Origin of the sequence: Sphingomicrobium marinum (assembly GCF_026157105.1) — a bacterium.
GTDB classification, from domain to species: domain Bacteria; phylum Pseudomonadota; class Alphaproteobacteria; order Sphingomonadales; family Sphingomonadaceae; genus Sphingomicrobium; species Sphingomicrobium marinum.
The window spans coordinates 538,783-556,172 of the sequence record NZ_JANPVQ010000001.1 but is presented as its reverse complement, the minus strand read 5'-3'; the positions used below and the strand labels follow the sequence as shown (position 1 = coordinate 556,172).

Here is a 17,390-nt window from a genome sequence, read left to right as displayed (position 1 = left end):
GCTGGGCTAAAAGCGCGCCATGAGCGCTGATGCACCCACGGCCGAACCGGCGGCGACCGATCCGGAAAAGCTGCGTATTCGCGACCGCGAAACGTTGAAACTGTTCGCCGCAGCGCGCCAATGGTGGCGGCGGACCTTCGTCGCCACTGTCGACCAGCTCGACGTCATCCGCCGGACCAAGGAAGAATGCGAGCTAGTCGGGCGCTATGTCTTCATGACCAGCATGTCGGCGGGGATCGCGGTACTCGGCCTGATCATTCCCTCGACGGCCGTCGTCATCGGCGCGATGTTGTTGTCGCCGCTGATGGGTCCGATCATCGGTGCCGGCTTCGCGATTGCCATCTGGGACGTCAAATGGCTGCGCGAAAGCGGCAGGACGTTGTTTGTCGGCGTGATTGCCGCGATCCTCATTTCCGCGCTGATTACCTGGATGAGTCCGATCCAGACCATCACCCCCGAAATTGCCGGCCGCACCAGGCCCAGTCTGCTCGATCTGGGCGTCGCGCTGTTTTCGGCGCTGGCCGGTGCCTACGCGATGATCCGCGGGCGCGGCGGCACGATCGTCGGCGTTGCTATCGCGGTGGCCTTGATGCCGCCCCTCGCCGTCGTCGGCTTCGGGCTTGCCACCTTGAACTGGCCAGTCTTTGGCGGCGCACTGATGCTGTTCATCACCAACCTGGTGACCATAACGGCCGGCGCTGCCGTGATGGCGCGTCTTTACGGGTTCCGCACGAACCTGTCGAAAAAGCGCAGCCAATGGCAGTCGTTTGGCATCCTGTTTGTCCTGATCCTGCTCGCCATTCCGCTCACGATATCGCTCCTCGGCATCGCCCGCGAGACCCGCACGACCACGCTGGCGCGCAACAGCATCACGAGCGAGTTTCGCAGTGTCGGCGGCTATCTCGCGGAATTCAATGTCGACATGTCCGCAGACCCGATTGCCGTGACCGCCGTCGTCAACACGCCGCGCTTCAGCGCAAATGCCGAGCGCATAGTGGAAGAACGGGTGTCGGCGTCGATCGGAGAGCCGGTCGACCTGACCTTGAACCAGCTGATCGTCGCCAACGCTGCAGACGCGCAGGCCGAGCAGCTCGCCGCGGCGCGTAACCGCGAGGCCGCGGAGGCCGCCGAGCAGCGCATCGTCAGCCTGCGCCGCGACCTGTCACTGGTCACGGGGCGCGAAGCAAACGAGATCACGATCGACCGCGACAACCGCCGCGCTCTTGCACGCGCGCGCATCATCGATGGCGCGTCGTTGGGCGCTTACCGCGAACTCGAGCGCCGCGTCGCAGCGACCGCGCCCGATTGGGATGTCCAGGTCGTGCCGCCGCTGCGTCCGATCCCGCCGATCAGCTGGAATGACGACGGCGTGCTCGATGCGGAGGCGGTAAGGCTGGCGGCGTGGGCAGCGGCGCGGCGCGACAATGGCATCACGCTGACCGGCCCCTCCGAGCAAGTAGAGAGAGCGCGCACCGCCATGGTAGCGGCGGGCGCCGAGAATGTGCGCACCGTGGAGGATGACGGTGACACCATCCGTGTCACCTGGAACGCGCTGGAAAACTAGCTGGTTATATTGGTCGCGGCGGCCGCATCGGCAGGCGCCACAGCCTCGGGCGGTTGCTCGCGGCCAATGCATTGGGTGATAAGGCTGCCGACCGCAGCGTCCGCGGCCACGATCAGCGGTTCGACGCCGGTCATCGTAACGTTGATGGGCGTGCCGTCGGCAAATACCGCGACCAGGTCATCGCCGATATCGCCAGGCGCAAGCGACGCTTCATAGCGCTGGTTCTCGACCGCCTGGTTATCGGCTGCCACGGCCACCGACGCCAAGGCTTCCCCCGCACCGAAGGTAAGCGTGCCAGCACCGCTCGTGCTTGCCGCGAAGCGCGTGACTTCGAGCGATCCATTCTCACACGCAAACGCCAGGAGCTGCGCACCTTCTGGCGGCCCGTACGTAGCGCTCTGGCCCTCGATGACCCAGCCCAACCCGCCATCGAGCCCCGGTGCCGCTTCAGCAACCGCGTTTTCGATCGCTCCGGGTTCGACCTCCCCAATTTCGTTCATGTCGATCGGCTCGACCCGCGCACAGGCAGAAACAGCGAGAAGGGCGGCGATGGGAAGGAGGCTATGTTTCATGCCTCCTATGTAGCCCCTTCGACGCATATGTGAAGCACGCGCGCTATAGCGTGCTCGTGACCTCGTAAAGTGTGCCGTTGCCGACCTCGATGATAAATAGCCGGTCGAGCCTGTTCTCGATCGAAGCGATGGCGCCAAACGGCCCCGTATCGGGCTCGAAATCCAAGGTCCGGTTCTCGACACCGACCTCGTCCAGCATGCCATCTTGAAGGGCCCCACGAGGCACGGTCAAAATCTGGCCGAATTCGTCGCCCGTTACGATATAGTCGACGAGACTGAAGAGCGTGCCGCCCGCATAATATTCGATCGGTCGCAGCGCACTGGCATTCGAGAAATTGTAGAGCTGCGCTTCATCCGTGTAGCTATCGCTGTCAAACTCATAACGTCCGATCTGCGAATTATCGCGCATAGTGATGAAGAAGCGGCGCTCCACGCGCGTTAGATCACCCGGCCAGGCCAGACCCGACAGCTGCGTCTGGCTGCTCCAAGACAAATCGCCGCCGGGGATTTCATCCAGAGTAAAAACGGTCAGCGCATTCGTGAAGGTGCCGCTTTGCGTGTCGCCTGCCAACACACACAATTCGTTATTGAAGCAGTCCGACATTGACGTGCGCAAAAACGTGCTGGCAGTGAGATTTTCTTCCAGCAGTTGAGCTTCATAGCTCACTTCCCGCCCGGTAGCCGGGAAATTGACCTTGTAGCTGTGCAACCGCCAGGTGCCGCCACTCTCTTGCGTCGTGAAAAAGAAGCGCCGGAAGAACGCATCGTAATAATAGCCCGCGTTCAGCGCTTCACCGGGCCGATCGACGCTCACGTCGACGATCAGGCTGGCGGTCTGGCTATTCATATCGTAGCTCATCGCCCGGCCATTGCGGCAGGTTACGAGAAATTCGACATCCGATATCCAGGAAGAGGAGGTAGCCTGGCTGCCCGGGCAAATGTCGATACGTCGTACGGTCTGGATGCCTTCCTTGGAATTGGTGATCGTGACCGCAATCGTGCGCGTGACGCTGGCCGTGCCGTCGCTTGCAACGATGTCTACCTCATAGACATTGTCACCGTTGGCATCACGCGGGGTCTCGAAACTCAAGGCCTGGTTGAAGTAGAGGGCAGTGCCTTCGATCGTAAAGAACTCGCCATCCTTGCCCGCGGCGACCGTAAAGGTGACGTTGTCGCCATCAGGATCGCTCGCCGACAAGGTCAGAATATCTTCCTCTGCCTGTTCAACAAAGTCGACTGTGGCGGGGGGCGAAAAGGTCGGCGGGCTGTTGGACGAACCGCCGCCACCGCCGCCGCCTGAACTACCGCCCGAACCGCCGCCGCACGACATGACCGCCAGCGCCGCGGCGCCTGCCAACCAGCTATTTTTCATGAATGCCCCCTGGGTAACTACGCTACATACGAAGACTTATCGATAAGCTCGGACTGCCAGAACACAAGCCGCTTGCCTAATGACGGGTAGGCGACATAGTCTTCCTCCTGATCGCAGGAGGGGGATATCCATGATCGAACAGACGACAAAAGCGCCGTGGCACCTGTGGGTGGTTGGCGTACTCACGCTCATCTTCAACGCGGGTGGGGTCATCGACTATACGATGAGCCAACTGCGCAACCGCGCCTATCTGGAAATGTCGGGCGCCGACTATGACGTCATGATCGGCTGGATCGAAAGCTTCCCCGTCTGGGCGCATGGCTTTTGGGCTCTGGGCACCTGGGGCGCCTTCATCGGTTCGCTATTGCTGCTGTTTCGCAGCCGCCATGCAGTCACCGCTTTCCTTTTGTCGATCATCGGCCTGATCGGCACGTCGATTGCCCAATTCCTCTTCGTCGAAACGCCCGAGGAACTGCAAAGCCCGGGCATGATCGTCTTTTCGATCGTCATCGTCGTGGTGACGGTCGGCCTCTACTTTTACAGCCGTGCCATGGCAGCGCGCGGCGTGTTGCGTTGACCTCGCCACCATAAGGAGTGGTATTAATGATGGATGACATGACCGCCAGGGCGCCGACGCATTTGCGGATCGTCGCAATCATGCCGATCGTCGTCATCGTCATCGCTGCGGGACTTCTTTATTATGCGCGCAAGCAAGATCGGGCAGGCGTCATGCGATAGGCGCGGAGCGCAGGATCAGTAGGCCATGCCTTTCTGGTTCTGCCGCTGGCGCTTCCATTCCTCGAACATGCAGCCCTGCCAGCCATTGGGGCCAACGGGGCTGCAATAGCCCATATAATCCATCGGATCGCCTTCGATCCAGCGCATGCGCTCGCGGATCACAGTGTAATCGCCTTGTCGATTGATTGGCCGGGGTCGTCGTAAGTCGGGGGCTAGGCGGTAGGGTGACGGCGGCGGATCACCGCACACCAGCACCTCGTCCTCTTGCGCTTCAGGGCATGGACGCGGGCGGTCCGGATCTACCGGGCCGACATCCTGAACGACAATGAGAGCCAACCACCACATGGCCGTACACGCTGCGCCCATCCGCTGTTTACCTCAAGTCCGCGCTCTTGATTGAACGTTCAACTCAATGATACGCTCGCGTCATGAACCGTGAGTCGCGCCGTAGGATTGTTGAAGCCGCCCAAGAGCTGTTCTGGGAGAAAGGTTACAATTCCACGTCGATCGCGGATATCCTCTCGCGCACCCAGCTGCACTCGGGCAGCCTGTATCACTTCTTCCCGGGCAAGCAGGATCTGCTCGTCGCCGTGCTTGAACATTATCGCGACGGGATCGAGGAAAATCTGCTCAGCTACGCCTGGACCGGCGTGGACGATCCGGTCGAGCGCATTTTCGCGCTACTCAATGGCTACCGCACTATGCTGGTGACCTCTGACTATGCCCATGGCTGTCCGATCGGGAACCTGGCACTCGAAATATCCGAGCCCGATCCACAGGTGCGTGAGCTGATCGCCGCCAACTTTGACAATTGGGTCGACGCGGTCGAAACATGTCTCAAGGGCGCATCGGATCGCCTGCCTGCCGATACCGACACGCGCGCGCTCGCCGAATTCATCCTGACCATCATGGAAGGCGGAATCATGCAGGCGCGCGCGCACCGCGACATCGGCCTGTTCGACCGCAACGTCTTGGTACTGCGTAAGCATCTCGACCTGCTGATGCGTCAGGAAAAACGCATATCGGCCTAATCAACTAAGGGGGAAAATATCATGGAACTGAATTGGATTGCGATCATCGTGGCCGCGGTATCGGCCTTTGTTCTGGGCGGCATCTGGTATGGCCCGTTGTTCGGCAAGAAGTGGATGGCGCATGTCGGCATCACCGAACAGATGATCGAGGAAAGCAAGAGCATGATGCCCAAGGTCTATGGCCTGGCATTCGTGCTCAACCTGGTCGCCGTCATCGCGTTTGCGGCCTTTCTCGGCAACGAGGTCGATGTCGCGACCGGGGCCATGTACGGACTGGTCGCCGGCCTGTTCTGGGTCGCGGCGAGCTTTGGCATTTCGTACCTGTTTGAAGGGCGGCCGCTCGGGCTGTGGCTGATCAACGGCGGCTACCACACGCTGCAATTTGCCATCTTCGGCGCGATCATCGGCGCGTTCAATTGATCTGCTAATCTCGATCCACAAATGAGAATGGCCGAGGCGAATGCCCCGGCCATTCCATTATGCGTCAATTGTCGGCTGATTATTCGCCCGCGAAGTTTTCCTTCGCATAGCCGGCGATCTTCTTGGCCGCACCGTTGATCGCGCTGTCGCTATCGCCGCCGAAGAAGCCGCCCGAGACGGTGCCTTCCGACTGGATCTTGGACAGGCTGTTACCCTCGGCGTCGAAGAATTCGGCGACGATGACCATCTTGGCACCGCCTGCGATCGGACCGGCCAGGTAGCGCGCTGCCTGGCTTCCTTCTTCGTAGCCGATGAAGCCGTATTTGATCGTCAGCCCGTTCATGCCTTCGGCAAATGCCGAGCCATCATCGAACAGGTGATTGCGCAGATATTTTTCGAGCAGCGCGACCTTGCCATCTTCGACTTCGACGGTGCCGCCATCATATTCTAGCGCGACCGCCGAAGCGGCGTAATCGCTGGTGTTGGGCACCATAACGATGTTGTTGGAGCTCGAGCAGGCGACGAGCGATAGCGCCGCAGTAGCGGCGAAAAGCATTTTCTTCATGTTTGATTGGTTCCCCGGTTTGGATACTGACTGAAGCCCCCTGGCCTCTGGCATATTCATGGCGAGCCGACGTTTCAGATCAAGCGTTATTTGCGTCTGGTTCCCGACTTAGCTCACGGACCAGTTCGCCCACGCGCTTCACGTCATCGATGCCGATGAGATTGACCGTTTCGGTCCGGCGATCGCCATCGCTGTCGGTCGTGCTGTGCGTTTCGATGGTGATCTTGCCGCGACCCGCTTTGCCTTCCCAGCGCTCGATCGGACCAATGTGCCGGGCCTGCAGCGACTTCACCCGCACGAAATCACCCTTGCCCTTGGTCAGCGTGATGATGCGTCGATCGGTGATGCCATGGATGCGATCGGTCGATGCGAACAGGCCCACGATCGGCCCCACCAGCATCGCCAGCCCGACAAGAATGAAGGGCACGCCGAACAGCGGAAAGGCATATTTTAGCAGGCCGTCCGCGCCATCGCCGCCCATGCTGTCGACGCCGCTCCAAGCCATGAAAGTCCAAAACAGGGCAAACGCGGTCCAGGGGATCGCGAACAGCCAGATGCCGAACGCGGCCCATTTGATGGCGCCCTCGCGCGGGCGTCCGTGCCATCGCAGGCGTTCGCCGATGGCCAGCTCCTTCTGGAGCAAGGGCAATAAAGGGTCGGGGCCGAGCCGGTTCATGGCTCCACCCTACCCTGAAAGTCTGAATTTTCTCTAGTGGCGCTGCGGCTTAATCGACCGAGCCCATGTCGGCATATTCGACCACGACATCACCGTCGTGCGCATCGGCGTTGGCGTGCGCCACCAGTCCGGGACCAAATTCAAGGCCGACGACGGCAATCACCGCCAAAGCGCCATAAGCAATCGTTCTCATGTTCCAAATCCGTAAAAGCGTTTGGATATGAAATGCTTATGCGTCTGGTCGGTTCCCTTCGGGAGGCAACTTAGGCGTTGGTATCAATTACGGTCTACGATTATTGGGACAAGCCGCCCTACGGTCGCCCGCCCATCTTCTTGTAGCGCGTCTTGCCATATCGGGTCTTGCGCGTGCCAGGCTTGCCCGCGCTCGAAAAGCCGACGAGCGGCGCGGTCTTTTCGCCATCGGGGATGCCGAGTTCGTCATCTTCGAGCTTGCGGATTTCATCGCGCAGCCGCGCAGCTTCCTCGAACTCCAGATCGGCGGCGGCCTTGCGCATCTTTTCTTCGAGTTCGCCGATATAGGCGCGCAAATTGTGGCCCGCGAGCGGCGGGGTGTCAGGCAACGGATGGTCGGCACCAGCCGCGGTCGCTTCCTTCACATCCTTGAGAAGATCGGCGATCTCGCGGCGCGTCGATTCCGGCGTGATATTATGCTCTTCGTTGTAGGCGAGCTGTTTTTCGCGGCGGCGCTGCGTCTCGTTGAGCGCGCGCTCCATCGAGCCGGTCACGCGGTCGGCATAGAGGATGACGCGCCCGTCGACGTTACGCGCCGCGCGCCCGATCGTCTGGATCAGCGAGGTTTCGGAACGCAGGAAGCCTTCCTTGTCGGCATCGAGGATCGCGACCAGCCCGCATTCGGGAATGTCGAGCCCTTCGCGCAGCAGGTTGATCCCGATCAGCACGTCGTAGACCCCGACGCGCAGGTCGCGGATCAGCTCGATGCGCTCGAGCGTCTCGACGTCCGAGTGCATGTAGCGCACCTTGATGCCCTGCTCGTGCATGTATTCGGTGAGGTCCTCGGCCATTCGCTTGGTGAGCGTCGTCACCAGCGTGCGATAGCCCGCCTTGGTGACCTTGCGCACTTCGTTGACCAGATCGTCGACCTGATCCTCCACCGGCTTGATCTCGACCGGCGGATCGATGAGGCCGGTAGGACGGATGACCTGTTCGGAGAAGACGCCGCCCGTCTCCTCCATCTCCCATGGCCCCGGCGTTGCCGAAACGAACATCGATTGCGGGCGCATCGCGTCCCATTCGTTGAACCGCAGCGGGCGATTGTCGATACAGCTCGGCAGGCGAAAGCCATGCTCGGCCAGCGTGATCTTGCGGCGGTGGTCGCCCCGCGCCATAGCGCTGATCTGCGGCACCGTCTGATGGCTTTCGTCGACGAACAGCAACGCGTTTTCGGGCAGATATTCGAACAAGGTGGGCGGCGGTTCGCCCGGCAAACGACCGGTGAGGAAGCGCGAATAATTCTCGATGCCCGCACAGCTGCCCGTCGCAGCGATCATCTCGAGATCGAAATTGGTGCGCTGCTCGAGCCGCTGGCGTTCGAGCAACTTGCCCTCAGCCTCCAGCTCTTTCAGCCTTTCTGCAAGTTCGTGACGGATCGCCTCGCTCGCCTGCTTGAGCGTCGGCCCCGGCGTCACATAGTGGCTGTTCGCGTAGATCTTGACCTTATCGAGCTTGGCCCCGGGCTTGCCCGTCAGAGGATCGAACTCGAGAATCTCCTCGATATCGTCGCCGAAGAAGGAGACGCGCCATGCCATGTCTTCGTAGTGCGACGGGAATATCTCCAGATTGTCGCCGCGCACGCGAAATGACCCACGCGCGAAATTGCTGTCGTTGCGTTTGTACTGGAGCGCCACCAGCTTGCGGATGATCTCGCGCTGGTCGACGCTCTGGTCCTTCTTCAGCATGAAGGTCATCGCCGAATAGGTCTCGACCGACCCGATACCGTAAAGGCAGCTGACGGAGGCGACGATGATGACGTCGTCGCGCTCCAATAGCGAGCGCGTCGCCGAGTGCCGCATCCGGTCGATCGCCTCGTTCACCGAGCTTTCTTTTTCGATGTAGGTATCGGTGCGCGGCACATAGGCCTCGGGCTGGTAATAGTCGTAATAGCTGACGAAATATTCGACCGCATTTTCGGGGAAGAAGGCCTTGAATTCGCCGTACAGCTGCGCCGCCAGGATCTTGTTGGGAGCGAGCACCAGCGCCGGGCGCTGCAGCGTCTCGATCACCTTGGCCATCGTGAAGGTCTTGCCCGATCCGGTGACGCCCAGCAGCACCTGGCTCTGTTCGCCCTCGTCGCGAATGCCTTCGACAAGTTCCTTGATTGCCGTCGGCTGGTCGCCCGCCGGTTCGTAGTCCGACTTGAGCACGAACTTCTTGCCACCCTCGGCCTTTTCCGGCCGCTCGGGCCGGTGCGGGACGAAGGATTGGCCGGTTTCCGGCTCTTCCAGCGAGGTGCGGATTTGGATTGCCATGCGCGTGGATATGGTCAGGATTGGCCCGCATAACAATATCAGGCACGCCAAACAGGGGAAAAGTCATGATGAATGTTGCCTCGCTTGCAGCGGCCATTGCGCGCGCCGCGCCGGGCAATGCGCAGTTGCGAAAGGTGAATCGCGCCGCCCTTTTTCTGACGGTTCCGCTAGCCGCATGCGCGGCCGACAATCCTGAAAACACGCCCCAGCTAGGCATTTGGGAAATCTCGACCAAGGTGACGAGCTTGTCTGTTGGCGGGCGCTATCTTGCGGGCGATCAGTTGCTTGACGAATTCAAGCGCCTGGAGCAAACCGAAAGCCGCTGCGGCGAACCCATGTTCCTCGATCGCGACTGGCAGCAGGATGACATCGCGAAGCGCGTCAGGGCGGATTGCACGCTCGACACGTTCGACTGGACGCCGGCACAAGTCACAAGCACCGGCCGCTGCACCAATGTGCCGGGCGCCGATGATTTCGGACCGCGGCTGCGCGTCACGATCGACCAGACCGCCGACTATTATCGGATGGTAATCACGATGGAAGGCAGCGCGAGCGTTCGCGGCGCGCCCGGTCGACCGCTGATCAGCGTCATCGCCGTTCAGGAAGGACGCCGCACCGGCGATTGCTGACCCTTTGCGCACGACCTCAGCCTTGCTAGATTGGCAAATCTTCTCGCGTGGAGGACACAGCTTATGAAAATCTTGGCGACACTACCGATCATCCTTTTCGGAGGGTTGCTCAGCGCCTCGGCGACCGCGGACATCCAGGCCGGCCAATGGGAAGCCACATCGCAAATCGTCGCGGTCAAAGGACAAGGTTTGCCCGCCGGAATGGTCGACATGATGAAAAGCCAAGTCCACACGCATAGCTATTGCATGACGCAGGCGGAGATCGACGACAATCCGCAAGCCATGTTCGATCAGACCGATGGCCAATGCCAATATACCGATTTCAACATGGGCGGCGGGCGGCTGGACGCTACAGCGGTATGCAATACGCCGCAGGGCAGCATGCAAATGAAGATGAGTGGCACCTACACCGCCACGACCTTCCAGAGCGAAAACCGCATGGTCATGAATTCTCCGATGGGGAACATCACCATGACTGCGCAATCGTCGGGCAAGCGCACCGGCGCCTGCACCGGCTAGGCGTCGGGAACGAGGAAGCCGCTAGCGATCAATCGCTGCACCAGCGCCACGCGCACCTGATCATCGACCGGACCGGGAATGTCGCCAACGCGAAACTGCGCATGATCGGCGATAAAGCGGAGGCTCTGCTCCACCGCCGCATTGACGAGAATATGTTCGCCCGGCTGGGCGAAATCGACATGCTCACCATTGACCAGCAAGGCCGCCACCGCGGTCGGCGAATGGCGCACGATGGTGTCTGGATCCACCATCACCGGCTTGCCCTTGTCGAGTTTTGGCATGTCCCCGATCAGCCGCGACTGGCGGTACCGCATCGCAGTACGAATAAAGTCATCCGATTTTGCGGCTTCGACCAGCCGGTCCAGCCCTTCGCGCACGCGATCTTCAAGCGGTGCCATGGCACCACCGCGGGCCACCGCATCGCCGCGCCCGCTGGCATTTTCGCGTAAGAACCGCTCTTCGTCCGAAAGATAGTCGAGCGCCGCCTGCATCGCGTCACGCACCGTTACCGGATTGAACGCGATCGACAGGTGGATGCTTTCCTCGCTTGGCGTCGAGACCGTGTGCACCGTGCCGCGCGGCAAATAGAGCATGTCGCCCGGCTCGACATCGATCTCGCTCTTGCGCCCGATCTCGGGGACAGGCGTTCCGATGCGCCACGGATTGCGAAGGCTCGCTTCCTCGCGGCTCACATACCATTTCTTCTTGCCCAGAAGCTGGATCGCGATGACATCATATTCATCGTCATGGACCGGCGCTTCCGCGCCCTGCCCCGACCAGAACACCACCGTGTCCGCCATGCCCGAAAACAGGTATTCGAGCGCACGGATGAAGCGCGCGAGTTGAGGCGAGAGCTGGCTCGCTTGCGGAATACGAACCGTATATTCGGCGGCGTGATATTCCTTCACCAAAGCCTGAAATTCTTCGGGACCGGCCACCGCGCGCGGTTCGGGCGGCGGCACTTTCGGCTCGGCAATATGGCAGGTCAGCTCGGTCGCATGACGTCGATAGGCATCCAGTATGGTCGCCTTCGGATCATCGCCGATCAACCCGAAGCGCATGGCTTGCGCGTCATCGTCGCTGCCCAGCACCGCGACCGGGCGCTTGCCGACGATTTCGCCCATGAAAAGGTCGCTTTCGACGGGCGCGGTCATCGCTTCGAACAGGCTCAAGGCGTCTTCATAATTCACGGCCTCCCCCCTAGCCCAAGGCGCCGCGCGCTTCAAAGCTTGTCATTCGCGTCCGGTTTGCGCAGTCTTCTGTTTCACTGGGGAGGGAGAACGCCATGCGCGCATTGATCGCAATCGCTTGTCTTGGCGTTACCGGCTGCGACATGATCCCGGCGCCCGCCGACACCGATCAGGACATCGACATGAGCGGCGCGATCACGATGCTGCCCGGTATCTATGAAGTGACCGGCGACATGGCGATCATCGACATTCCCGGACTCGACGCGGACGCCAAGGAGGCGATGCGCCGCCGCACCAGCGCGCCTTCGCGCGGCTGCATCGACAAGGACGATCTCGACAATGCCGAGGAAACTTTCTTTCGCGGCCCGTTCAACGATTGCGCCTATGAACGCATGAGAATGAAGGAAGGGAAGATTAGCGGGCTGATGCGCTGTGCCAACGGGGACAGCCGCAGCGAACTCGCCATCAGCGGCACCTATCACAGTGCCGGCTACCAAATGACCATCGACATGCGCACGCAAGGCCCATCGGGCCGGATGCAATGGACACAGCGCGCAAAGCGCGTGGCCGCGTGCCGTTAAGAATTTTCAGGGGAGAACGATATGAAGAAGTTTTTGATACTCGCGGCATCGAGCCTTGCTTTGACGGCCTGCGGCGGCGGTAGCGAAGAAGCACCTGCCGAAGAAAGCGCTGCGCCCGCCGACGCGCTGACGCCCGGGCAATATGACGTGACGATGGAAGTCACCTCGATCGACACCAAGGACGAAGCCGACGCACGCACCGACCTTGAAGTCGGAAGTGTCACCAACGCCAGCGTCTGTGTTGGCGACGATGGCGCTCTGCCCGCGGCCGCCTTTGCCGAAGGCGACGACCAATGCGGAATCGAAAGCCCCTATGCGCGCCGCGGCACGCTGCGCCAGGCACTGCGCTGCAATCGCGATGGCGAAGCCGTCATGCTCAACGTCAATGGTGACTTCACCGCCGATAGCGTCACGGCGACGATCGAGACCGAAACCTTTTTCCAATATGCGGGCGATTACGCGATGAAGCGCTCGATGACGGCGACGCGGACAGGCGATTGCACGGCTGAAGGCGACGACGGCGCCGACGGCTAGATCGCGAGCGGTCGTGTGGCCTCGCCGGTAAAAAGGTCGAACGCGCATCCAGCCCGCGCATTGCTTCGGGCCACGGGGGCGAAACTGCTGTGCCTGCCGCTCCTGGGCGCCTGCACGTCGGTTGAGCCTGCGCCATTGGCACCGCCGCAAGTCGCCGTCAGCTTCGATGCGACGTCCATTGACGCCGTCTCGCAGGGGATTGCCGACCCTGCGAGCAGGCGCGAGGTTTCCGCGCAAGATCCGGTACGCATTGCCTCCATTTCCAAGCTGGTCGTCGCGATCGGCGCGATGCAGCTGGTCGAACAAGGCCTGTTCGATCTCGACGAGCCTGTCGGCAAAGTGCTCGGCTACGAGGTCCGGCATCCGGCCGATGGCGACCCCGTGACGCTGCGCATGCTGCTGAGCCATACCAGCGGCCTGCGCGATGACGCGGGCTACGCGTTGCCGCTCGGCGCGCGCCTACAGGACAAGCTTGGCGAGTCCGGTGTCTGGGGCGAAGAGCAGCCCGGCTATTTCAGCTACGCCAATCTCAACACCGTCGTCGTCGCCAGCATGATGGAGAGCGTGACCGGCGAGCGCTTCGACCGACTGATGGCCAGGCTGGTATTCGATCCGCTGGGTATCGACGCCTGCTACAACTGGCCCGGCTGCAGCAACGATGCCGTTGCGCGCGCCGTTGTGCTGCAGCGCGAAGGTGAACCGGTCTGGGATGATCTTGGTGGTAAGCGACCCGCCTGCCCCATCGTGGTCAAAGACCGCGAGGCGTGCGACCTCGACCGCTGGCGCGCGGGCGAGAATGGCGCGCTATTCTCGCCGCAAGGCGGTCTCAGAATTTCCGCGGTCGATCTCGCAACCATTGGCCGCGTGCTGCTCGGCCGCGGCACATCGAATGGCGTGATGATCCTTACACCCGATTCGGTCGCGCAGATGACCGCGCCCGCCTGGACGTGGGATGGCAGCAATGGCGACACGTGGGGCGGCGTCTTCTGCCGCCACGGTCTTGGCATTCACATATTGCAGACCAAGCGCGAAGGCTGCGCCGATGATCCCGGCCTGCCGCCCGGCGCCTGGTTCGGCCATTCGGGCGACGCTTACGGCCTGCGCTCCGGCCTGTGGCTCGACAGCGACTCGGGCCGCGGCATCGCCTTTCATGCGGGCGGCGAACCCGAACTGCTGCCCGACGAAATCAGCTGGGACGAAGGCTTCTACCCTATCGAGAAGGAAATGACGGCGCGGGCGCTATCGCTTTTGCCCTAGTCCAGCCTGTCACCCGGAAGAACGTCGTCGGAATAGCCGCGCAAGATCCACACAAGAGGCACGAACAGCGCGATCAGGCCGGGGATCACCAGAAGGTAAAATAAGAAGCCGCGCGCGCCCGTCCACTGTAACGCCACGAAGGCAAAGCCGAAAAAGAGCCAACCGATGGCCAAAGGACGTCCCATGCGAGCGATTGGCGTTTCATGGAGCATCGCCCAAACAAGTGCGATTGCAGCCAATCCCACCAAAGTCAGCAGCAACATCAAGTTTTCGACCAAAGCCATAGCAAGCGGCACGACAACCTGTGCCAAGCCCAGATTTGCCCGATCCTCAATGTTGAACACCGTACGCCTTTCGAATGGATCAGTCTGATCGGCTGATACAGCACGCAGTGGCGCGCTATCGAGCCGGTCAAGTTGCGACCCGTCAATCATGCACGGCCCTGTAATGATCCGCTTTTTCCCGTGCTGTGTCAGCGCCACGTGGAAGCGCCCCTCAGTTCGGGTTCGCGTCAAACGAACCGCTTCCCCGTTGAACGGATGTCCCATCTGATCAACCATGCCTGTGATCCGTCCTTTGCCAGCGTGGCGCACCATGTTGAACGGCGGCGGCATTGGAAAAGAGCGATACGTCGTGCGCCAGCGCGATTCGTCTACCGGGACGACATCCAGGTGACGGACGGCATCTGCGTCATGTTGAGTTTCGATTGCCAATTGCACTCCTCCTCGCGGCGGCAACGCATTAAGTCCTACCTAAATCGCTTACCGCAAACTGTTGCCATCAAAGCGCACTTTTTGGCCCCCGCCAAGCGCCTCTCTCTTATGTGCATTGCAACACGAAATCGGACCGATTCCGGAACCAAATTTTTTTGCGATTCAAAATCCGCGGACAACTGCGAAATCCGGCCGGATCAAGGCTAAATTTTCATTAATGTGGCAAAAAAGACTCTTGTGTTGCTGACACCGATAGGCACTATAGGTGGTGTTGCGAACGGGGCGACACCTCAATACCTAGTGGTTGAGGCCGAAAATCACATTTTCGGCGACACTAGGCCTGTGGGTAACGAGGATTTCGGGGACAAGTCCCTGAATTGACTCCGATTTCGCTTCAAATGGGGTGGAATTAGCTGTTATAGCCGATTCGAACATAACATGAACACGGCGCCGCCAGAAACGGCGCCTTTTTGACGGGGAGTCACCATCATGGATCTTTCGACCGGAAACGAAGTCACTGCCGACGACGTCACCGAAGTTTCGGAGTCCAAGAAGGTCAATGCACGCCGCTTCGACATCAAGACCGATGAAAGCCGCGATGACCTGCTGACCGAGTTCGGCAAGGAAACCTTGCGCGATCGCTACCTGCTCCCCGGCGAAAACCCGCAGGACCTCTTTGCGCGTGTCGCCGATGCCTATGCCGACGACCAGGCGCATGCCCAGCGCATCTACGACTATATTTCAAAACTCTGGTTCATGCCCGCCACTCCCGTCCTGTCGAACGGCGGCACCGGCCGCGGCCTGCCCATAAGCTGCTATCTCAACTCGGTCGACGACAGCCTCAACGGCATCGTCAACACGTGGAATGAAAATGTCTGGCTCGCCTCCAAGGGCGGCGGCATCGGCACCTATTGGGGCAGCGTACGCGGCATCGGCGAACCCGTCGGTCTCAACGGCAAGACCAGCGGTATCATCCCCTTCGTGCGCGTAATGGACAGCCTCACGCTCGCGATCAGCCAGGGCTCGCTGCGCCGCGGCTCGGCCGCCTGCTATCTCGACATCGACCATCCCGAGATCGAGGAGTTCCTCGAAATCCGCAAACCCTCAGGCGACTTCAACCGCAAGGCGCTGAACCTGCACCACGGCGTCCTCGTCACCGACGAGTTCATGGAAGCCGTGCGCGACGATGCCGACTTCGACCTCAAGTCGCCCAAGACCGGCGAAGTGCGCGGCACGGTAAAGGCGCGCAACCTGTTCCAGAAGCTGGTCGAGACCCGCCTCGCCACCGGCGAACCTTATATCGTCTTCGCCGACACGGTGAACGACAACATGCCCAAGCATCACCGCGACCTGGGCCTCAAGGTATCGACCTCGAACCTGTGCAGCGAAATCACGTTGCCGACGGGCCGCGATCACCTCGGCGCCGATCGCACCGCGGTGTGCTGCCTCTCGTCGCTCAACCTCGTGAAGTGGGACGAATGGAGCCAGGACAAGCGCTTCATCGAGGACGTCATGCGCTTCCTCGACAACGTGCTCAGCGACTATATCGCCCGCGCCCCCGACGAGATGGCCCGCGCCAAATATAGCGCCGAACGCGAACGCTCGGTCGGCCTCGGCGTGATGGGTTTCCACAGCTTCCTCCAGGCCCGCAACCTTCCTTTCGAAGGCGCGATGGCCAAGAGCTGGAACAACAAGATCTTCAAGCATATCCGCGCGCAGGTCGACGAAGCCTCAATGATGCTCGCCAAGGAGCGCGGCCCCTGCCCCGATGCTGCCGACATGGGCGCGATGGAGCGCTTCAGCTGCAAGATGGCGATCGCGCCGACCGCGTCGATCAGCATCATCTGCGGCGGCGCCTCGGCTTGCATCGAGCCGATCCCCGCGAACATCTATACGCACAAGACGCTGTCGGGCAGCTTCATCGTGAAGAACCCGTATCTCGAAGAGCTGCTCGAGGAGAAATCGAAGAATTCGGACCAGGTCTGGAATTCGATCCTCGAGAAAGGCGGCTCGGTCCAGCATCTCGACTTCCTGTCGGGCGATGAAAAGGCGACCTTCAAGACCAGCTTCGAGATCGACCAGCGCTGGCTGCTCGAAATGGCGGGCGACCGCGCGCCGATGATCGACCAGGCGCAGAGCCTCAATCTCTTCATCCCCGCCGACGTCGACAAGTGGGACCTACTGATGCTCCACTTCCGCGCTTGGGAGCTTGGCATCAAGTCGCTATACTATCTGCGCTCGAAGTCGGTGCAGCGCGCCGGCTTCGCGGGCGGCGTGGAAGCCGACAACACGCTCGACATGAAGGAAATTCATGCCGAGACGACCGACTACGACGAATGTCTGGCCTGCCAATAGGATGAAACTGGTCGTCATCCTCCTGGCCATTGCGGGCCTCGCGCTCATCTTCGCCGCGCGGCGGATGGAGATGCCGGCGGTCCGCACCAATGCCAGGCTGGTCGGCGGCGCCGCCATGCTCGTCGCGCTCGGCCTCGCCGTCGTCGACGCGCTAAAAGACTGATATG

21 protein-coding genes are annotated in these 17,390 nt (G+C 61.1%); 12 read left to right on the top strand and 9 right to left on the bottom strand.

Going from position 1 to position 17,390, the window contains the following annotated elements; all coding sequences use genetic code 11:
• Positions 1-19: 19 nt before the first annotated feature.
• The gene (locus NUX07_RS02835; protein WP_265528679.1) at positions 20-1,564 is read left to right on the top strand and encodes a TIGR00341 family protein; all 1,545 of its coding nucleotides are present in this window, start codon (positions 20-22) and stop codon (positions 1,562-1,564) included.
• Here the strand turns inward: NUX07_RS02835 and NUX07_RS02830 are convergent.
• Together NUX07_RS02830 and NUX07_RS02825 are read right to left on the bottom strand one after the other, a co-directional pair.
• On the bottom strand, positions 1,561-2,136 hold the full coding sequence (locus tag NUX07_RS02830; RefSeq protein WP_265528677.1) for a hypothetical protein: 576 nt from the start codon (positions 2,134-2,136) through the stop codon (positions 1,561-1,563). The genes NUX07_RS02835 and NUX07_RS02830 overlap by 4 nt on opposite strands.
• Before the next feature lie 43 nt (positions 2,137-2,179).
• The gene (locus tag NUX07_RS02825) at positions 2,180-3,508 is read right to left on the bottom strand and encodes a hypothetical protein (RefSeq protein ID WP_265528675.1); all 1,329 of its coding nucleotides are present in this window, start codon (positions 3,506-3,508) and stop codon (positions 2,180-2,182) included.
• A gap of 130 nt (positions 3,509-3,638) precedes the next feature.
• Here NUX07_RS02825 and NUX07_RS02820 point away from each other — a divergent pair, with 130 nt between their 5' ends.
• Both NUX07_RS02820 and NUX07_RS02815 read left to right on the top strand, forming a co-directional pair.
• Positions 3,639-4,085 (top strand): hypothetical protein, encoded by a 447-nt coding sequence (locus NUX07_RS02820; protein ID WP_265528673.1) that lies wholly within the window; start codon positions 3,639-3,641, stop codon positions 4,083-4,085.
• Between the two features lie 29 nt (positions 4,086-4,114).
• Positions 4,115-4,246, top strand: coding sequence for a hypothetical protein (locus NUX07_RS02815; RefSeq protein ID WP_265528672.1), 132 nt, complete (start codon positions 4,115-4,117; stop codon positions 4,244-4,246).
• A 15-nt stretch (positions 4,247-4,261) separates the two neighbouring features.
• Here NUX07_RS02815 and NUX07_RS02810 read toward each other — a convergent pair whose 3' ends face one another.
• Positions 4,262-4,408 carry a hypothetical protein gene (locus tag NUX07_RS02810; protein ID WP_265528670.1) on the bottom strand — a complete coding sequence of 49 codons (147 nt, stop codon included), beginning with the start codon at positions 4,406-4,408 and terminating at the stop codon, positions 4,262-4,264.
• Between the two features lie 266 nt (positions 4,409-4,674).
• Between NUX07_RS02810 and NUX07_RS02805 the strand changes: the two genes are divergently transcribed.
• On the top strand, positions 4,675-5,277 hold the full coding sequence (locus NUX07_RS02805) for a TetR/AcrR family transcriptional regulator (protein WP_265528668.1): 603 nt from the start codon (positions 4,675-4,677) through the stop codon (positions 5,275-5,277).
• A 21-nt stretch (positions 5,278-5,298) separates the two neighbouring features.
• Complete coding sequence (locus tag NUX07_RS02800) at positions 5,299-5,697, top strand: DUF1761 domain-containing protein (RefSeq protein WP_265528667.1); 399 nt, start codon at positions 5,299-5,301, stop codon at positions 5,695-5,697.
• A 79-nt stretch (positions 5,698-5,776) separates the two neighbouring features.
• Here the strand turns inward: NUX07_RS02800 and NUX07_RS02795 are convergent, their stop codons facing one another.
• From NUX07_RS02795 to uvrB, 4 genes are all read right to left on the bottom strand, one after another.
• Positions 5,777-6,262, bottom strand: a complete 486-nt coding sequence (locus NUX07_RS02795) for a hypothetical protein (protein WP_265528666.1) — start codon at positions 6,260-6,262, stop codon at positions 5,777-5,779.
• Between the two features lie 79 nt (positions 6,263-6,341).
• On the bottom strand, positions 6,342-6,938 hold the full coding sequence (locus NUX07_RS02790) for a hypothetical protein (RefSeq protein WP_265528665.1): 597 nt from the start codon (positions 6,936-6,938) through the stop codon (positions 6,342-6,344).
• Positions 6,939-6,987: 49 nt separating this feature from the next.
• The gene (locus NUX07_RS02785) at positions 6,988-7,131 is read right to left on the bottom strand and encodes a hypothetical protein (RefSeq protein WP_265528664.1); all 144 of its coding nucleotides are present in this window, start codon (positions 7,129-7,131) and stop codon (positions 6,988-6,990) included.
• A gap of 118 nt (positions 7,132-7,249) precedes the next feature.
• A complete protein-coding gene (gene uvrB, locus NUX07_RS02780) occupies positions 7,250-9,445 on the bottom strand; it encodes an excinuclease ABC subunit UvrB (RefSeq protein WP_265528662.1) in 2,196 nt (731 codons plus the stop codon).
• 65 nt (positions 9,446-9,510) lie between these two features.
• On the opposite strand from uvrB, the gene NUX07_RS02775 reads away from it, so the two are divergent.
• Both NUX07_RS02775 and NUX07_RS02770 read left to right on the top strand, forming a co-directional pair.
• Complete coding sequence (locus tag NUX07_RS02775) at positions 9,511-10,074, top strand: DUF3617 domain-containing protein (RefSeq protein WP_265528660.1); 564 nt, start codon at positions 9,511-9,513, stop codon at positions 10,072-10,074.
• Between the two features lie 63 nt (positions 10,075-10,137).
• Positions 10,138-10,593, top strand: coding sequence for a DUF3617 domain-containing protein (locus NUX07_RS02770; RefSeq protein ID WP_265528658.1), 456 nt, complete (start codon positions 10,138-10,140; stop codon positions 10,591-10,593).
• Here NUX07_RS02770 and NUX07_RS02765 read toward each other — a convergent pair.
• Entirely contained in the window at positions 10,590-11,783 is a 1,194-nt protein-coding gene (locus tag NUX07_RS02765; protein ID WP_265528657.1) for a JmjC domain-containing protein, read from the bottom strand. The genes NUX07_RS02770 and NUX07_RS02765 overlap by 4 nt on opposite strands.
• A 95-nt stretch (positions 11,784-11,878) precedes the next feature.
• Between NUX07_RS02765 and NUX07_RS02760 the strand changes: the two genes are divergently transcribed.
• The 3 genes from NUX07_RS02760 to NUX07_RS02750 all read left to right on the top strand — a co-directional run bounded on the left by NUX07_RS02760 (position 11,879) and on the right by NUX07_RS02750 (position 14,155).
• Entirely contained in the window at positions 11,879-12,364 is a 486-nt protein-coding gene (locus tag NUX07_RS02760) for a DUF3617 domain-containing protein (protein WP_265528655.1), read from the top strand.
• Between the two features lie 21 nt (positions 12,365-12,385).
• On the top strand, positions 12,386-12,898 hold the full coding sequence (locus NUX07_RS02755; protein ID WP_265528653.1) for a DUF3617 domain-containing protein: 513 nt from the start codon (positions 12,386-12,388) through the stop codon (positions 12,896-12,898).
• Between the two features lie 135 nt (positions 12,899-13,033).
• Complete coding sequence (locus tag NUX07_RS02750; protein ID WP_265528652.1) at positions 13,034-14,155, top strand: serine hydrolase domain-containing protein; 1,122 nt, start codon at positions 13,034-13,036, stop codon at positions 14,153-14,155.
• On the opposite strand, the gene NUX07_RS02745 is transcribed toward NUX07_RS02750, so the two are convergent.
• A complete protein-coding gene (locus tag NUX07_RS02745; protein ID WP_265528651.1) occupies positions 14,152-14,868 on the bottom strand; it encodes a hypothetical protein in 717 nt (238 codons plus the stop codon). The two genes, NUX07_RS02750 and NUX07_RS02745, sit on opposite strands and share 4 nt — an antisense overlap.
• Before the next feature lie 489 nt (positions 14,869-15,357).
• Here NUX07_RS02745 and NUX07_RS02740 point away from each other — a divergent pair, with 489 nt between their 5' ends.
• Positions 15,358-17,223: a ribonucleoside-diphosphate reductase subunit alpha gene (locus NUX07_RS02740; RefSeq protein ID WP_265528650.1), complete on the top strand. Its 1,866-nt coding sequence runs from the start codon at positions 15,358-15,360 to the stop codon at positions 17,221-17,223.
• Between the two features lies 1 nt (position 17,224).
• Complete coding sequence (locus NUX07_RS02735; RefSeq protein WP_265528648.1) at positions 17,225-17,386, top strand: hypothetical protein; 162 nt, start codon at positions 17,225-17,227, stop codon at positions 17,384-17,386.
• Positions 17,387-17,390 lie beyond the last annotated feature (4 nt).

Excerpts from the sequence above, each read along its gene's own strand:
- NUX07_RS02755 (WP_265528653.1), top strand. The coding sequence starts at position 12,386 with ATGAAGAAGTTTTTGATACTCGCGGCATCGAGCCTTGCTTTGACGGCC.
- uvrB (WP_265528662.1), bottom strand. The coding sequence starts at position 9,445 with ATGGCAATCCAAATCCGCACCTCGCTGGAAGAGCCGGAAACCGGCCAA.
- NUX07_RS02770 (WP_265528658.1), top strand. The coding sequence starts at position 10,138 with ATGAAAATCTTGGCGACACTACCGATCATCCTTTTCGGAGGGTTGCTC.
- NUX07_RS02805 (WP_265528668.1), top strand. The coding sequence starts at position 4,675 with ATGAACCGTGAGTCGCGCCGTAGGATTGTTGAAGCCGCCCAAGAGCTG.
- NUX07_RS02830 (WP_265528677.1), bottom strand. The coding sequence starts at position 2,136 with ATGAAACATAGCCTCCTTCCCATCGCCGCCCTTCTCGCTGTTTCTGCC.
- NUX07_RS02815 (WP_265528672.1), top strand. The coding sequence starts at position 4,115 with ATGGATGACATGACCGCCAGGGCGCCGACGCATTTGCGGATCGTCGCA.
- NUX07_RS02735 (WP_265528648.1), top strand. The coding sequence starts at position 17,225 with ATGAAACTGGTCGTCATCCTCCTGGCCATTGCGGGCCTCGCGCTCATC.
- NUX07_RS02775 (WP_265528660.1), top strand. The coding sequence starts at position 9,511 with ATGATGAATGTTGCCTCGCTTGCAGCGGCCATTGCGCGCGCCGCGCCG.
- NUX07_RS02790 (WP_265528665.1), bottom strand. The coding sequence starts at position 6,938 with ATGAACCGGCTCGGCCCCGACCCTTTATTGCCCTTGCTCCAGAAGGAG.
- NUX07_RS02740 (WP_265528650.1), top strand. The coding sequence starts at position 15,358 with ATGGATCTTTCGACCGGAAACGAAGTCACTGCCGACGACGTCACCGAA.
- NUX07_RS02795 (WP_265528666.1), bottom strand. The coding sequence starts at position 6,262 with ATGAAGAAAATGCTTTTCGCCGCTACTGCGGCGCTATCGCTCGTCGCC.
- NUX07_RS02825 (WP_265528675.1), bottom strand. The coding sequence starts at position 3,508 with ATGAAAAATAGCTGGTTGGCAGGCGCCGCGGCGCTGGCGGTCATGTCG.
- NUX07_RS02760 (WP_265528655.1), top strand. The coding sequence starts at position 11,879 with ATGCGCGCATTGATCGCAATCGCTTGTCTTGGCGTTACCGGCTGCGAC.
- NUX07_RS02800 (WP_265528667.1), top strand. The coding sequence starts at position 5,299 with ATGGAACTGAATTGGATTGCGATCATCGTGGCCGCGGTATCGGCCTTT.
- NUX07_RS02835 (WP_265528679.1), top strand. The coding sequence starts at position 20 with ATGAGCGCTGATGCACCCACGGCCGAACCGGCGGCGACCGATCCGGAA.
- NUX07_RS02820 (WP_265528673.1), top strand. The coding sequence starts at position 3,639 with ATGATCGAACAGACGACAAAAGCGCCGTGGCACCTGTGGGTGGTTGGC.
- NUX07_RS02785 (WP_265528664.1), bottom strand. The coding sequence starts at position 7,131 with ATGAGAACGATTGCTTATGGCGCTTTGGCGGTGATTGCCGTCGTCGGC.